Raw genomic sequence first — 16,355 nt, forward strand, 5'->3', positions numbered from 1 at the left:
TTCATTTAGCAACTTCAATTAAGGTTGCCGCCACACGTTTAGTTGCATCAGTAATTGATGCCGCTCTAGCTTTTTTTGCCATGTCTAATAACTGCGGGCGCGACCATTGATTTAATAGTTTTACCAACGCATCGGTTGAAAATTGCGGCTGTTCAACAATTTTCGCTGCGCCTGCTTTTTCTAACGGTAATGCATTCCAGTACTGCTGCCGATCTTTATGCTGGAAAGGAACAAAAATTGCCGGTAAGCCGGCAACAGCGACCTCACTAACCGTTAAAGCACCGGCGCGGCAGATGATGATATCAGCCCAGGCATAAGCCTCAGCCATATCATCAATAAATTCAGTTACTTTATAATTATCTGATTTACCGCATAACTTTTTATATAAAGTTTCCGTCATTTGTTGAGCACCTTTGCCCGCTTGATGCCAAATGGTCACTTTTCCATCTAATTGAGCAGCGACTTCGGGTAATATTTGGTTTAGAACTCTTGCTCCTTGACTACCACCTATCACTAATATTCGAATAGCGCCATCACGATCAATTAAACGTTCTTCAGGCTCAGGTAATGCTAATACCGCTTCACGAACTGGGTTTCCGACTACCGTAGCATTAGGCAACGCACTTGGAAATGCCTGCAAAACACGCTTGGCAATTTTCGCTAACCAACGATTAGTTAAGCCTGCTACCCCATTTTGCTCATGCAGTACAATTGGAATATTACATAGCCATGCAGCCACGCCGCCTGGGCCAGAAACATATCCTCCCATACCTAATACCACATCAGGTTGATAACGCTGGATAATCACTTTTGCCTGCTTTATTGCTTTAATAATTTTAAACGGCGCGACCAGCAATGCTTTAATACCCTTACCACGTAAACCTGAAATGTTTATAAATTCAATCTCAATACCGTGCTTAGGAACTAAATCTGCCTCCATCCGGTCAGCAGTTCCTAACCAACGTACATCCCAGCCTTGTTGCTTTAGATAATCAGCCACCGCCAGTCCCGGAAAAACATGTCCTCCGGTACCGCCTGCCATCACCATGAGGCGTTTTGGTTGGCTCATTTCGTTCTCCTTACAAATGCTTGCGCTCTCTTAAGGCGTGTTTCAAAATCGATACGTAACAAGATAGCAATGGCAATAAACATAATTAATAGGCTAGAGCCACCATAGCTAATTAGAGGTAATGTCAATCCTTTAGTTGGTAACATGCCTGCTGCTGCGCCAACATTAACCAACGCTTGGAAAGTGAACCAGATACCAATTGAACAAGCTAAATAACCCGAAAAATGTTGCTTTGCATCTAACGCCCGTTTACCAATCATCATGCTGCGAAAAGCTACGAAAAATAACATTAAAAGTACTAACACAACACCGATATAACCAAGTTCTTCCGCTAAAACCGAGAAAATAAAATCAGTATGTGCTTCAGGCAAATATTCTAATTTTTGAATAGAATTACCTAAACCTTGGCCCCATAATTCACCACGCCCAAACGCCATCAAAGATTGTGTTAATTGATAGCCGCTGCCAAAAGGATCTGCCCATGGATTGAGAAAAGAGGTTATTCGACGTAAACGATAAGGTTCAAAATAAATCAAGCCAATAACACCTACCGCACAAATAACAATACCAATAATAAACGGTGCTAATCTAGCACCCGCAAGGAATAGCAATGCTAAAGTGGTCACAACCAATACAATTACTGTACCTAAATCAGGTTGCAATAGCAGCAAAATAGCCATCAATATTAGAATGCACATCGGCTTAATAAAGCCCAAAAATCGTGTTCGTACCTCATCGGTTTTTCTGACTAAATAACTGGACACATAGCAAAACAGGGCTAATTTTGCGATCTCAGCCGGCTGTATACGAACAATCCCGGTATTAATCCAACGAGAAGCACCATTAACTGAGCTTCCGGCAACCAGTACCACTAATAACAGTATTAAGGCGGTGATTAATAATAAAAAGTTATATTTTTCCCACCATACCATTGGCATATTTAAGACTAATAAAGCTAAAGCAAATGATAAAATAAGATAGATAACATCGCGTTTTGCAAAGAAAAAAGGATCTTGCGTTAAACGCTGCCCAACCGGCATCGAAGCTGATGTCACCATAATAAAACCGATTATAGCTAAACCTAATGTTAGCCAAACTAAAGTACGATCATAAAGTATCGTATCCAGAACATCGTTATCAGGCTCACCGTTAGCCCAATTTTTCAGCTGTTTGAAGTTGAATCTCATCATTGACCTAACTCCTTCGCTAATTGGCTAAATCGTTCACCCCGTTGCTCAAAATTACGAAATTGGTCGAAGCTGGCACAAGCCGGTGAAAGAAGCACCATATCACCGGCTTTCAATTCAGGTGCGATGACCCGTAGACATTGCTCCATTGTATCTAGTAGCAAACTATTTGGTTTTAACTGTGCCAATTGATAACCATCACGACCAAAACAGCATAATTTAATATTTTTTGCTGAGATATAAGGTTTTAATGGTGAAAAATCTGCCGATTTTCCCTCTCCACCCAATAATAAATAAAGTGTTCCCGCGACTTGTAAACCTTTTAAAGCTGCTTCCGTACTGCCAACATTGGTTGCTTTAGAATCATTAACCCATTGAATACCAAGATGCTGATGAACTAATTGGCAACGATGGGGCAAGCCGGCATATTGAGTTAATGCCGCTAAACTGGCTTTACGCGGAATATTCACTGCATCCGCTAAAGCCAGGGCAGCCACTCCATTAAGATAGTTATGCTGCCCAACTAACCGTATTTCAGCGGTATTAATAATAGGCTGCCCTTTTATTTGTAGTTCTTGGCAACGGATATTTAATTGATAATCTCCACTATTAATGCCAAAACTGATACAACGAGCATCACGACCGCTTAACGGCCAGGTTTGTGGATCTTGTTCATTAATAATACAAACTTTAGCACCAGCATAAATGCGTAACTTAGCCGCACGATATTGTTGAATACCTGACGGATATCGATCCATATGATCTTCTGTCACATTCAATATGGTTGCTACCGCTGCCTTTAAACTAGATGTTGTTTCTAGTTGAAAACTGGAAAGCTCTAATACATATAAATCATAATCTTTGGCTAATAATGTTAGTGCCGGCGTCCCAATGTTGCCACCAATTGCCACTCGCCAATTAGCTGCTTTTGCCATTTCGCCGACTAGTGCTGTAACCGTACTTTTACCATTAGAGCCGGTGATAGCAACGATAGGTTTATGCGTTTCACGACAAAAAAGCTCAATATCACCAATAATTTCAATACCCTTATCTGCTGCTATTTTTAATTCTGGGGTAGCAAGGGAAATACCTGGGCTAACGACTATCAAATCAGCTGCCATCAGCCATTCACTATTCCAACTGCCACAGTGACAGTCGACTTCGGCAGGCAATTTATCTTTACCTGGCGGTGTTATTCGGGTATCAATCACGCGGGGCACAACCTGGCGAGAGAGAAAAAAGTCGACACAAGATAGACCTGTCTGGCCTAACCCGATTATAACGACTTTTTTGCCCTGATAATTAGCCATTATTAACGTACCTTTAATGTCACTAATCCAATCAATACCAACATTAATGAAATGATCCAAAAACGCACAATAACTCGAGGTTCAGGCCAGCCTTTTAATTCGTAATGATGATGGATCGGTGCCATGCGAAAAATGCGTTGGCCGCGCAGTTTAAATGATCCCACTTGTAAAATGACCGATAAGGTTTCAACGACAAACACCCCACCCATAATCAATAATAAAAATTCTTGCCTTAGTAAAACTGCAATCGTTCCTAATGCACCACCTAATGCCAGCGAACCAACATCACCCATGAAAACTTGCGCAGGATAGGTGTTAAACCATAAAAATCCCAAACCGGCACCAACAATTGCGGTACAAACCACGACTAATTCACCTGCATGGTTGATATAAGGAATTTTTAAATAGTTAGCAAAATTGAAATTACCCGTTGCCCAAGCCACTAGCGCAAAGCCGGCGGAAATAAAAACCGTTGGCATAATTGCTAAACCGTCTAATCCATCAGTTAAATTAACTGCATTACTTGTGCCGACAATGACAAAATAAGTCAGTAAAATATAAAACAAACCTAGTTGTGGCATGACATCTTTAAAAAAGGGTACAACCAATTGCGTGACTGCCGTATCCTTACCTGTGCTATATAAAACAAATGCGACACCCAGAGCCAATACGGATTGCCAGAAATATTTCCAACGAGCGATTAACCCTCTAGAGTTTTTACGCACCACTTTACGATAATCATCAATAAAACCAATAATGCCATATCCCAATAAAACGACTAGTACGCACCAAACATAGGGATTATTTAACCGCGCCCATAGCATGACCGAAATCACAATAGAAGATAAAATCAACACACCTCCCATGGTAGGTGTGCCACGTTTGCTAAAATGCGATTCGGGACCTTCATCACGCACAACCTGACCTATTTGTAATTTTTGCAAATAGGAAATCAAATGGGGTCCCATCCATAGCGCAATCACCAAAGCCGTTAACAAACTGGTAATAGCCCGAAATGTCAAATAAGAGAAAAGATTAAAGCCAGAAAAATATTTAACTAAATATTCAGCTAACCAGACTAACATAAAAAGCACTCCTGTAAGGCGTGTACAACTTCTTCCATTGCTGTACTGCGCGAACCTTTAACTAAAACTGATACGGTTTCGTGTTTTTTTATTAATGGGATCAGTTTCGCAATTAACTCTTTTTTAGAAGCAAAATGCTCACCACAACCACTCTGTTGGCTAATAATGACACTTTGTTGACCGACACTTAACACTCGGTCAAGCTTCATTTGACGGGTCGCCACGCCGACCTCCTGATGACATTTTTCAGTCTTATCGCCTAATTCCCCCATATCACCAACAACCAAGATACGGTAGCCAGGCATTTGGGATAAAACATCGGCGGCAGCAATCATAGAGCCGGTATTAGCATTGTAAGTGTCATCTAAAATAAGTTTACCGGGCGCTAAATGAATCGGGTATAAACGACCCGATACCGGCTGAACATGTGCCAATCCAAGACTAACTTGCTCAAGCGTTGCCCCTACTGACATTGCTAACGCGCTCGCTGCTAATGCGTTAGCAATATTATGTGTACCTGGCAAGGGTAAAAATATTGAGACCACACCGGTTGGCGTATGCAGCTCAAATTCGCTACCCGTTGATTTCATTGCAATATTTTCCGCATAAAAATCAGTCTGTTGCTGTTTCGTTAGCGAAAAACGCCATATGGTTTGCTGTTGTTTAAAATACGATTGCCAATTTTTCCAATCATGGCTAGCCAAATTAATAACCGCCGTTCCTTGTTCCGCTAATCCCTGAAAAATCTCGCCCTTTGCTTTAGCAACACCCGTTAATGAACCAAAACCTTCAAGATGGGCAGCAAATAAATTATTGACTAATACGCTATCCGGTCTAACCATATTGGTTGTATATGCAATTTCACCAACATGATTGGCTCCCATTTCAATCACTGCATACTGGTGCTCTGCCGTCAAACGAAATAACGTTAAGGGCACACCAATATCATTATTCAAATTACCTTCAGTAAAAAGTGTCTCGCCGCATTGAGAGAGAATGGCGGCCACCATCTCTTTAACCGAGGTTTTGCCCGAAGAACCCGTTAGCCCAATAAACTTAGCTTTGCTTTGCGATCGAACCCAAGCGGCTAATTTTCCCATTGCTAAGCGCGTATCTTCAACTACAACTTGTGGACAATGAAGAGTTAATGGTCGCTCAACTAACAATGCGCTAGCACCCGCTATAGTAGCCTGTTTAGCAAAATCATGACCATCAAAATGTTCACCTTTTAAAGCAATAAACAAACCCTTAATGGACTGCTGGCGACTATTAGTTGTTAGCGCATTAAGCCATAAGCTGGCTGCCTGCTGTTCATCGATTTGCTGCAGAGTACCTTGTGTCACAGTAGCCAATTGCTCTAGTGAAATAGGGATCATGCCATCACCCCCAATAACCGTGCTACCGTCAAACGATCGGAATAATCAAGCCGACGATCACCAATAATTTGATAATCTTCATGCCCTTTACCGGCAATTAATATCAGATCATCAGCATTTGCCTGCATAATCGCACTGGTAACCGCTTCCACGCGCCCGACAATCGGCATTGCCCGACCAGCGTCAAGAAAACCGCTTAAAATATCATTAATGATGGCTTTTGGCTCTTCACTACGTGGATTATCATCGGTTACTACCACAATATCAGCATACTGTTCAGCCACACTCCCCATCAATGCACGTTTACCCTTGTCGCGATCGCCGCCACAACCAAATACACACCAAAGTCTGCCACGACAATGGAGACGGAGCGCACTTAATGCTTTTTCGAGCGCATCAGGAGTATGAGCATAATCGACCACAACAGTTGGCCGTCCAGGTGAAGTAAAGACTTCCATTCGTCCACAAACTGGTTGTAAGGCATGCGATGATTTTATTACCGCTTCAAATGGGTAACCCATCATTAACAGTGTTGCCATAGCCAGCATAACATTATTGACATTAAAAGCCCCCATCAATGGACTTTTAAGTGAGCTTTTTCCCCAAGTTGAATTAAAATGAATAGTCGCTCCACGATCATGATAATCAACTTGCTCTACTAACATCCAAGCGCCTTGCCAATCGGTAGGTATACGATTCTCCATCGAAACGGCACATGCCTGCGGCAATTTTTCAAGCCACTGTAAACCCGTATCATCATCCACATTAATAATCTGTTTATCAGATTTATGGGTTGAAAATAATAACCATTTTGCCGCTGCATAATTTTGCATATCACCATGATAATCAAGGTGATCACGACTTAAATTAGTAAATACAGCAGCGGTAAAAGGAATAGCCGCAACACGGCTTTGCACTAGACCATGGGAGGAGACTTCCATCGCAACTAAAGTAGCTTGCTTATCCAGCAACAACTGCAATTCAGCCTGGACATCAACCGCTGAGCCGGTGGTATTTTCACTTGGTACAATCTGTCCTAACATTCCGTTACCCACCGTGCCCATTACGGCACTAACTTCGCCCAGCCCTTTTGCCCACTGAGCAATTAGTTGAGTAGTAGTTGTTTTACCATTGGTTCCTGTTACACCAATTAATTGCAATTTTGCCGCAGGATGTTGATAAAATTCGCCTGCTAACAGTGATAATTGATTATTCAGATCATTAATATAAATGACCGGAACGCCATGCATATATCGAATCGTACCAGCTTCTGTCTCTCCTTGTGCTTCAGCGATAATTGCGGCGACACCTTGCGCTATCGCTTGAGAAATATATTGCCGTCCATCTGTTTGATGGCCCTTAACTGCTAAAAATAGGTCTCCTGCCGCTACCTTACGGCTATCAAGCGTCATTTCTCGTAACACCTTATCTGGCGCGTTAACACCCAGTGGTGCAAGTAAATCGCGTAGATTACGATCTGCCACCTGTATCCTCTTTTATCTTGTTAATTACTAATTCATTATCATCTGAGGTTAATGCATCAGGCTCTACATTCATTAAACGTAAAACGCCGCCCATAATGGTTCCAAATACGGGTGCAGAAACAGCACCACCGTAATATTTCCCCGCAGTAGGTTCATTGATAATCACAACTAGGGCATAGCGAGGGTTACTTGCCGGTGCAACTCCAGCCGTATAAGCAATATATTGATTAATATAATGACCATCATTGCCGACTTTTTTTGCTGTACCTGTCTTAATCGCTATTCGATAACCCTTCACTGCGGCTCGGACGCCACCACCACCAGGTAATGCGACGCTTTCCATCATGCGAACCACTGTCCGCATAATCCCCTCAGGGAAAATACGCGCACCTGATACCGGTGGATCAACTTTTGTAATTGATAGCGGACGATAAATACCAAAACTACCAATTGTTGCATAGACTCGCGCTAACTGTAATGGCGTAACCATTAACCCATAACCAAAAGAAAAGGTGGCCCTTTCAAATTCAGACCACCGCCTTTTTTTATTAGGAAAGATGCCACTACTTTCCCCAATTAATCCTAAATTTGTTGGTCTACCCAAACCAAAACGGGCATAAACATCAACCACCTCATCCGCAGGCATCGCTAATGCTAACTTTGAAACACCAACATTACTTGATTTTTGTAAAATACCGGTAACGGATAACTCACTATACCTTGCTACATCTTTAATTTCATGACCACTAATCATATAGGGTTGAGTATTTAACACACTATTGGCTTTAATAATTCCATTATTCAATGCACTGACAATTACCATCGGTTTAACCGTTGAGCCGGGCTCAAATACATCGGTGATCGCACGGTTACGCATGACTTCAGTTGGGGTACCGGCAAGATTATTCGGGTTATAGGATGGGCTATTGGCCATCGCCAATACCTCACCCGTATGAACATCTACCAAAATAGCGGTACCCGATTCGGCTTTATTTTCCATTACACTGCGTGTTAATTCACGATAAACCAACGACTGTATGCGTTCATCAATACTTAATACCAAGTCGTGGGCAACTTGACTATCAATGGAAGAAATATCTTCGATAACTCTCCCATAACGATCTTTACGCACTATCCTTTCGCCTGGCGCTCCAGTTAACAGATAGTTAAAGCTTTTTTCAATTCCTTCAATTCCCTGCCCATCAATATCAGTTACCCCGATCAAATGTGCGGCAACTGGACCAGATGGATAATAACGACGCGATTCTTTACGTAAATAAATACCCGCTATTTTTAATTTGCCAATATATTCACCAACTGATGGATTGACTTGACGAGCTAAATAGACAAACCGACTGTTAGAATTAAGACTAATTTTATGGTTGACTTGTTCAAGTGGTATCCTTAACTCATCCGCTAAAGCTTGCCAACGTTCATCATTGGTTAATCCACCATTTTCATAAATTATTTTTGGATCAGCCCAAATAGCATAAACCGGAACACTTACTGCCAACTGACGCCCCTCACGATCGCTTATCATGCCGCGGGCAGCTGTCACTTTCTGAACGCGAAGCGAACGCATGTCACCTTCTTTAACAAGCTCTTCCGGATTAATAACTTGCAGATATGTAACACGAATAATGAGACCAATTAATGCCAATCCTATACCCGCGCACAATAGTAAGAAACGCCAGCTAACATAGCTAACCTTTTCTTCGTACCGTCTTCTATACTTCACTGAGCGCGCAGGCTTCATGTTGTTTACCTATTTACTAAAACTATTTTGCAATCACAATATGTTCTTGCGTCGGATCTACATGGATCATTTGTAGCTTTTCTACCGAAAGGCGCTCAACTCGACTATGATTTCCTAAGGAGTTCTCTTCCAAAATCAAATTGCGCCATTCTATATCTAAAGATTCTTTTTCTTCTGTCATCAAATCCTTTTGCGCCGTTAATAACCGTGTTTGGTGACTGACTGTAACAATTGAAATCGCTGATATAATAATCACTATCAACAGAATCAATGGGACAGCTCCGTGCCGAAAAATATCATAAGCAATGATCCTAATTAAGCTATATTTTTCCGCTGTCATTATCATTCCAACATTTCAGCAAAACGCACAACGGAGCTTCTTGCTCGTGGGTTTTCGATAACTTCTCTTGCTGTCGGTTTCATTTTGCCTAACACTTTCAATATAGGGCTACCAATCGCTTTTAATTGCACATCGGTTAATGGTAATCCGACTGGGACTTTTGGCCCTCTGCTATGCTCTCGGATAAAACGCTTAACGAATCTATCTTCCAATGAGTGAAAACTAATAATCGATAGCCGTCCCTGTGGTGCCAATATATTTAATGAACCCTCTAGCGCTTTTGCTATTTCTTCCAATTCACTATTGATATATATGCGAATTGCCTGGAACGATCGCGTTGCTGGATGCTTATGTTTTTCCTTAAACGGGCTAACTTGTGCTATCAATTCTGCCAGTTGTTTTGTCCGTGTTAATGGCTCCTCCGCTGAATGATGGTTACGAGCCACAATCGCTTTTGCAATTCTTTTGGCAAATCGTTCTTCACCATAAGTTTTCAATACCCAGGCTATATCTGCTTCATCTGCCTTCATCAACCATTGTGCAGCTGATTGACCTGTTGTCGGATCCATCCTCATATCTAATGGTCCATCACGCATAAAAGAAAAACCTCGCTCTGGATCATCTAGTTGCGGTGATGAAACACCTAAATCAAGCAGTACGCCATCAATCTTGCCAACTAATCCCTCTTCTGCAATAAATGTTTGTAACTGAGAAAAAGAACCATGTTTAATTGAAAATCTGTTATCAGTAATCATTTTTTCAGCGGCTGCCACTGCATGTGGATCACGATCTATCGCTATCAAACGCCCTTCACTGCCTAACCGAGAGAGAATTAATTGCGAGTGACCTCCCCGGCCAAATGTACCGTCAACATAAATGCCATTTGCTTTTATATTCAATCCATTGACTGCTTCATCAAGAAGCACACTGATATGTTTAAATCGACTGTCTGCCATATTAAAGAGATAGATCCTGTAACCGCGTTGATAATGGTTCATTTGCGCTCTGCTCAGCCTCAATATCTGCTTGTACTTGCTGATACCAAGTCTGCTCATCCCATAACTCAAATTTATTAATTTGACCAACCAGCATGACTGCCTTCTTGAGCCCTGCATGTTGTCGTAAGGTATTAGCGAGCAAAAGACGACCTGCACTATCCATCTGACATTCACTGGCATGTCCAAGTAATAAACGCTGAACACGACGTTCAGCCGGATTCATAGTAGAAAGTTGTGATAGTTTTTTTTCAATAATTTCCCATTCAGGTAATGTATAAAGTAATAGGCATGGCTGATGGAGGTCGATAGTAAAAACCACCTGCCCTTCCGACTCCTCGCTCAGCATACCGCGATAACGCGTGGGCACAGTTAGTCGCCCTTTGCTGTCGAGATTAACGAGTGTTGCGCCACGAAACATATCTCTTCAACCCTTATATTACAAAAATCACCACATTACACCACAATTTCCCACTTACTATAGAGTTTACGAAGGGTATGAAAATCTTGTCAAGCAAGAGCCACAGCGCTTTAGTTTTATTTACAGAATAATGTTGGAAGATGATTGGGTGGGTTTTCTGACGAGTAAAAAATTAAAAACAATTAACATTATGATAAAATTGAATAAATTAATTTTTATACTTATATTCACTGCCGAAACTTATTTATTTCGCAAAAAATGAAATAAAAAACTAAGATATACAACCAATGCTTCATTTTAAATCAACTTTCAGATAACACTTTATCCATATAAATAACAATTAATCAAACTTCCCCAAAATTATTTTTAGCAAAATTTTAAAATTTATATTATTTATCAGTATATTACACATACTGATAAATATACAGTAATTTTTTATTTTGCTAATCGTATAAAGTCCATACGTTGAATAGAAAAATATTCTATATCTGTCCGTGACTATTTTATGTGTAAATCTTAATATTCGAAACAATTTTATTAAGAATTGTCTGAATTATTACCATTTATTGTTATTAGTTTATTAATTTTTTAAAAATACACCATTTTAATAGCGCATTTTTAAAATTTGATAAGATATTTTCAACTTAAGTTAAATTTTACGACTTAAACTACCTCTTCGGCATAAGTCACGTTGAATGCGTGTTATACCAATGCTTGGCTTGTTATTTTCACTTAAACTAGCTAATACCAATTCTATTACTTTATCAGCGATAGCTTGGTGACGTTGCACAACAGATAATACTGGGCAGGTAAAAAAATCTAACAATTCATTATCACCAAAGGTTGCAATCACAATATTACTTGCTAATCGTCCATCACGCTTTAACATCACGTCCATTACCCCCTGTAACAGAGAAAATGAGGTAGTAAAAAATGCTTCCGGCATTTCATTATGATGTAGCCACTGCGCAAATATTTCTTCAGCAGCATGGCGTTCATAACTACTAGCATATAAATAAGTGACTGAATTTGAATTATCTTGCCAAGATTCTCTAAATCCCTGTTCACGTAATAGGCTAACTGAAAGCTCAGGTAACGCGCCTAAATAGAGAACTTTTTTAACTGAAAATTTATGTAATTCAGTTGCTAACATTTTGGCATCTTGTAAATCATCGCCTACAACACTAATAAAATGCTGCGGTTCTAATGCGCGATCTAAAGCAATAATGGGTAATGAACGATTAGCCCAGCGCTGATAAAAAGGATGTTCAGGTGCTAAAGCGGTAGAAACAATGATTGCATCCACCTGACGCTTTAATAAGTGCTCAATACACCGTTTTTCGTTATCGGGTTGATCTTCAGAGCAGGCAATAAGTAACTGATAACCACATTGACGTGCATTGCGTTCAAGATAATTGGCAATCCGAGTATAACTGCTATTTTCTAAGTCCGGGATCACTAAGCCAATTGAATGGGTTCGTCCAGCTCGCAACCCAGCAGCGACCGCATTTGGATAATAATTATACTCCTTAACAACAGACATCACTCTTTCAACCGTTTTATCGCTGACTCGATACTGTTTAGCTTTACCATTGATAACATAACTGGCGGTTGTACGGGAAACTCCAGCTAGACGGGCAATTTCATCCAATTTCACGTTGATGACCCCTTTTGCAAACAGGAAAAGTCCCAAAATTTTGAGACAATAAATGTTGCTCTATTTTAACTTGCTGAAGAGATATTTTCACCGCAAAATTTGCTTTTTCCACCATGGAAAAATTAGCAGAATTTAGTCTTGATACATGGATTCAATTTCACGCTGATATCGTTGGGCGATGATTTTACGCCTTAATTTTAAGGTAGGGGTTAACTCACCATTCTCCATAGAAAAACCAATGGGTAACAGAGTAAAACGTTTTACTTGATGAAAGTTAGCGAAATTCTTTTGCATTTCTTTAAGGCGCAAATCAAAAAGTTCAACAATACGACTATTACGTAATAGTTCTAATCGACAGTGATATTTCAAATTAATTGAATGGGCATACTCTTCCAGTGAATCAAAACAAGGAACAATAAGTGCAGAAACAAATTTACGGGCATCAGCGATTACTGCAATATGTTCAATAAAACGATCTTGACCTAACGCGCCTTCAATCAGCTGAGGAGCAATATATTTACCATTAGAGGTTTTCATTAAATCCTTTAACCGTTCGGTAATGAACAAGTTGCCGACTGCATCAAGCCTACCCGCATCTCCTGTTTTGAACCAACCATCTTGGGTGAAAGCCTGTGCTGTTTCTATTGGTTTATTAAAATAACCTCTCATCACAATAGGCCCTTTAACCTGGATCTCATTTTCCTGACCAATACGCACCTGAATATCAGATAATGGCGTACCAATCGAACCTAAGCAATAACTATTCTCTTCCCAGCAAGAAATTGTTGCACAGGTTTCAGTCATACCATAACCATATTTGATATTAATCCCGGCAGCTAAAAAGAAACGAATAACCTCATCATCAAGATGAGCGCCAGCGGCAGGTAAAAAACGCAATTGGCCACCTAAAATCATTTTTAATTTAGTTAATATCCACTTATCTGCATTATGATAAAAAAAACGATGTAACCAGTTGCCTTTTTTTCCTTGTTGAATTAAGGCTACTTGACGCTTACCTTGCCGAAGCGCCCAATTGAAAAGCTCTCTACGTAGCCAAGATGCTTTGGAAACTTTCTGATTTATAGCGGCATAAACTTTTTCATAAAAACGGGGCACCGCGCACATCACCGTAGGTTTTACCGCAACCATAGCTTCTCTAACACTGTGGGCATCTGTTAAATAGATGTTTTGTGCGCCAATATGCATAACATAGAAACTCCACGCTCGCTCAAAAACATGAGAAAGCGGTAAAAAACAGAGTGAAATATCTGACTCAGTTAAGGTCAAACGTTCATCATGTAAATAAAGCTGTGCAGCCATATTGGCATAATCAAGCATCACCCCTTTTGGCTCACCTGTTGTGCCCGAAGTATAAATTAATGTAAATAAATCACTTAATTGATATTGTGCAATCCGTTGTTTCAATTCGGTCAAAAATTGGGGGGAAGATTTCTGCATTAATGTCGATAGAGGGTAAGCTCTTGGGCAGTCAGAAATATCAATATATTCATTAAAAACAATGATATCAGTCAATTTAGGGCATAATTCAAATAGCGACTTAGCAACATCATATTGAACCTGATCGCCAACAAATAGAATACGAATATTAGCATCATTTAAGATATAGGAAGCTTGAGTGACATTACTGGTTGAATAGAGAGGCACCGTCACTGCCCGGATTTGTAAAATAGCCAGATCGGTTAAAGACCAATTCATACTATTATCCGCGAAAATAGCGACATTTTCTTGTACATTCACACCTAATTCAAGTAATGCTAAAGAAATAGATTCTGTTTTTTGGCCAATTTCTTGCCAAGTTAATTGACTTTGATGAGTTGCTGACCATTGCCTAAAAGCAACTCTGTTAGCCAAAATTGGCGAATTAATCTTCTGTTGAAACTGGTTAACTAAATGATAAGAATGCAAATTCTCAATAGTCAAAATAACTTCCCTTAGTGAACTTTATTTACCGAATATGATTATTTAATGACAACAGGTCATATAAGCTAAAGTTATGAAAAATAATTTCAGCGTACAGCTGTTAGCTAATAGCGGCATTATACATAATTGTTAGATAAAAAAAGAGGCTTTAATGAAATTAAAAAACACATTCACGCCAAATCCATACTAACGTAACAATGACTTGGCATAAAAGTGCTTTTATAAAAGAAAAATATTTTATATATCAATTTGATAATTGTAATAGGATAATTTACAAGCTATCTTTAATTCAAACGTTATTATCTGTTCCTGTCGACTTATTTACTGATTATACGAAAAAATATTCTATCTATTAGTTACTCAGTTGTCCTAATTGTGTTTTCATCCACTTATGTCCTTTGTCTCGTGTTGTTGATTCATGCCAGATCAAATAACAGGGACGTGTTGTTTTTTCCCAGGGTAATTCAACCGATCTTAAATTTAACTGACTTGAATAATATTCAACAAGCCATTTTGGTGCAATAGCGACAAAATGAGTCTGAGAAACAATATTTAATACGCTATTTAAATCTGTTCCTTGATAAATAATAGAATGAAAAAGATCGCTATTATGATAATAGGGTTTACTAAAAGAACCCATATTATCCATGGAAACAACAGCATGTTTTTCATGCTGTAATATATCGTCAGAAATTGTATTTTTAATATTGGGATGATTATTAGACACAGCTAAAACTAATTCATCATTAAATAATGGATGGTGATGATATTCAGGTTTATCAAATTCGTTATAGCTAATAACAAATTCTGTTTCTTGGTATTTTAATTGATGGGCAATATTATCATCAAGATAAGATTGGATAATTACGTCAATATTTGGTGCATTCTGCTTAACTCGAGCAACAATACTAGCTGCTAAACGAATATCTAGTGGGCTACATATTGATAATTTAAATACTCGTTCACTCTGCTCTGGTTCGAATCCTGCGCCAGGTAATTCATTATGTACTAGTTGTAATGCCTGTCTAACGGGACCAAATAGTTGCTTAGCACGTGAAGTTGGCTGAATACCTCGGCCATAACGAACAAAAAGCTCATCATTGAACATCACTTTCAGACGCGATACAGCATTACTGACAGCAGGCTGTGACATCCCTAAAATTTGTGCTGCACGGGTCACATTCTGCATCTGCATAACTACATCAAAAACCGTTAATAAATTTAAATCAACATTTCGCAAATGAATATCGCTTGGCTCTTTTTTCGTTGCTGAAACTGTGTTGTAGTCAGTCATTATTTTACCCCACTTGATATATATGTATATTTAATGAATAAAAATAAAAAATTAACCTAATTAATTATTAACTTAGGTATATTGTTTTATTCTTAAATTCATTAAAATAAATTAAGCGAACCATTTAACTTTTTAAATGATTTTAGCTTCCATGCCTTAACATTAACTGATCAGTTTAAAAATCATTTCTAACAAAGCCCTAATTATAAAATTATTACCCTTCAACATTCACATAATCAATAAATAATAAAATTAAATATCCATCTATTAATCCTTCAATTAGATGATAAAACAAAGCATGGTAGAATTCATAATAAAATTATTCAATTCTTATTATTCATAACAAATTATCAGATTCATCACAGAATAAATTATTGCTTATTCAATATTTCCTTTACTCATTTTTATAATAAACACTTCCTAATATATTTTTATTAAAC

13 protein-coding genes are annotated in these 16,355 nt (G+C 39.1%); all 13 read right to left on the minus strand.

Annotated elements, in window-relative coordinates; genetic code table 11:
* Position 1 precedes the first annotated feature (1 nt).
* The 13 genes from murG to leuO all read right to left on the minus strand — a co-directional run bounded on the left by murG (position 2) and on the right by leuO (position 15,915).
* Complete coding sequence (gene murG, locus QE177_RS10690; protein WP_280549498.1) at positions 2-1,069, minus strand: undecaprenyldiphospho-muramoylpentapeptide beta-N-acetylglucosaminyltransferase; 1,068 nt, start codon at positions 1,067-1,069, stop codon at positions 2-4.
* The gene (gene ftsW, locus QE177_RS10695) at positions 1,066-2,259 is read right to left on the minus strand and encodes a cell division protein FtsW (protein ID WP_280549500.1); all 1,194 of its coding nucleotides are present in this window, start codon (positions 2,257-2,259) and stop codon (positions 1,066-1,068) included. The genes murG and ftsW overlap by 4 nt, the downstream gene beginning before the upstream one ends.
* Positions 2,256-3,566 carry a UDP-N-acetylmuramoyl-L-alanine--D-glutamate ligase gene (gene murD / locus QE177_RS10700; protein WP_280549502.1) on the minus strand — a complete coding sequence of 437 codons (1,311 nt, stop codon included), beginning with the start codon at positions 3,564-3,566 and terminating at the stop codon, positions 2,256-2,258. The genes ftsW and murD overlap by 4 nt, the downstream gene beginning before the upstream one ends.
* 2 nt (positions 3,567-3,568) lie before the next feature.
* Positions 3,569-4,651, minus strand: a complete 1,083-nt coding sequence (gene mraY / locus QE177_RS10705; protein WP_280549504.1) for a phospho-N-acetylmuramoyl-pentapeptide-transferase — start codon at positions 4,649-4,651, stop codon at positions 3,569-3,571.
* On the minus strand, positions 4,645-6,027 hold the full coding sequence (gene murF / locus QE177_RS10710; RefSeq protein ID WP_280549506.1) for a UDP-N-acetylmuramoyl-tripeptide--D-alanyl-D-alanine ligase: 1,383 nt from the start codon (positions 6,025-6,027) through the stop codon (positions 4,645-4,647). The genes mraY and murF overlap by 7 nt, the downstream gene beginning before the upstream one ends.
* Entirely contained in the window at positions 6,024-7,511 is a 1,488-nt protein-coding gene (gene murE / locus QE177_RS10715) for a UDP-N-acetylmuramoyl-L-alanyl-D-glutamate--2,6-diaminopimelate ligase (protein WP_280549508.1), read from the minus strand. The genes murF and murE overlap by 4 nt, the downstream gene beginning before the upstream one ends.
* Positions 7,498-9,267 (minus strand): peptidoglycan glycosyltransferase FtsI, encoded by a 1,770-nt coding sequence (gene ftsI / locus QE177_RS10720; protein ID WP_280549510.1) that lies wholly within the window; start codon positions 9,265-9,267, stop codon positions 7,498-7,500. The genes murE and ftsI overlap by 14 nt, the downstream gene beginning before the upstream one ends.
* Before the next feature lie 22 nt (positions 9,268-9,289).
* On the minus strand, positions 9,290-9,607 hold the full coding sequence (ftsL, locus tag QE177_RS10725) for a cell division protein FtsL (protein WP_081700608.1): 318 nt from the start codon (positions 9,605-9,607) through the stop codon (positions 9,290-9,292).
* 2 nt (positions 9,608-9,609) lie between these two features.
* The gene (gene rsmH, locus QE177_RS10730) at positions 9,610-10,563 is read right to left on the minus strand and encodes a 16S rRNA (cytosine(1402)-N(4))-methyltransferase RsmH (protein ID WP_280549514.1); all 954 of its coding nucleotides are present in this window, start codon (positions 10,561-10,563) and stop codon (positions 9,610-9,612) included.
* A 1-nt stretch (position 10,564) separates the two neighbouring features.
* A complete protein-coding gene (gene mraZ, locus QE177_RS10735) occupies positions 10,565-11,023 on the minus strand; it encodes a division/cell wall cluster transcriptional repressor MraZ (protein WP_280549516.1) in 459 nt (152 codons plus the stop codon).
* Between the two features lie 649 nt (positions 11,024-11,672).
* A complete protein-coding gene (cra, locus tag QE177_RS10740) occupies positions 11,673-12,680 on the minus strand; it encodes a catabolite repressor/activator (RefSeq protein ID WP_280549518.1) in 1,008 nt (335 codons plus the stop codon).
* A 132-nt stretch (positions 12,681-12,812) separates the two neighbouring features.
* Entirely contained in the window at positions 12,813-14,624 is a 1,812-nt protein-coding gene (locus QE177_RS10745; protein WP_280552270.1) for a long-chain fatty acid--CoA ligase, read from the minus strand.
* 349 nt (positions 14,625-14,973) lie between these two features.
* Positions 14,974-15,915, minus strand: coding sequence for a transcriptional regulator LeuO (gene leuO, locus QE177_RS10750; RefSeq protein ID WP_280549519.1), 942 nt, complete (start codon positions 15,913-15,915; stop codon positions 14,974-14,976).
* Positions 15,916-16,355: the final 440 nt, after the last annotated feature.

The sequence above is a fragment of the Arsenophonus sp. aPb genome (assembly GCF_029873475.1).
Lineage (GTDB): Bacteria > Pseudomonadota > Gammaproteobacteria > Enterobacterales > Enterobacteriaceae > Arsenophonus.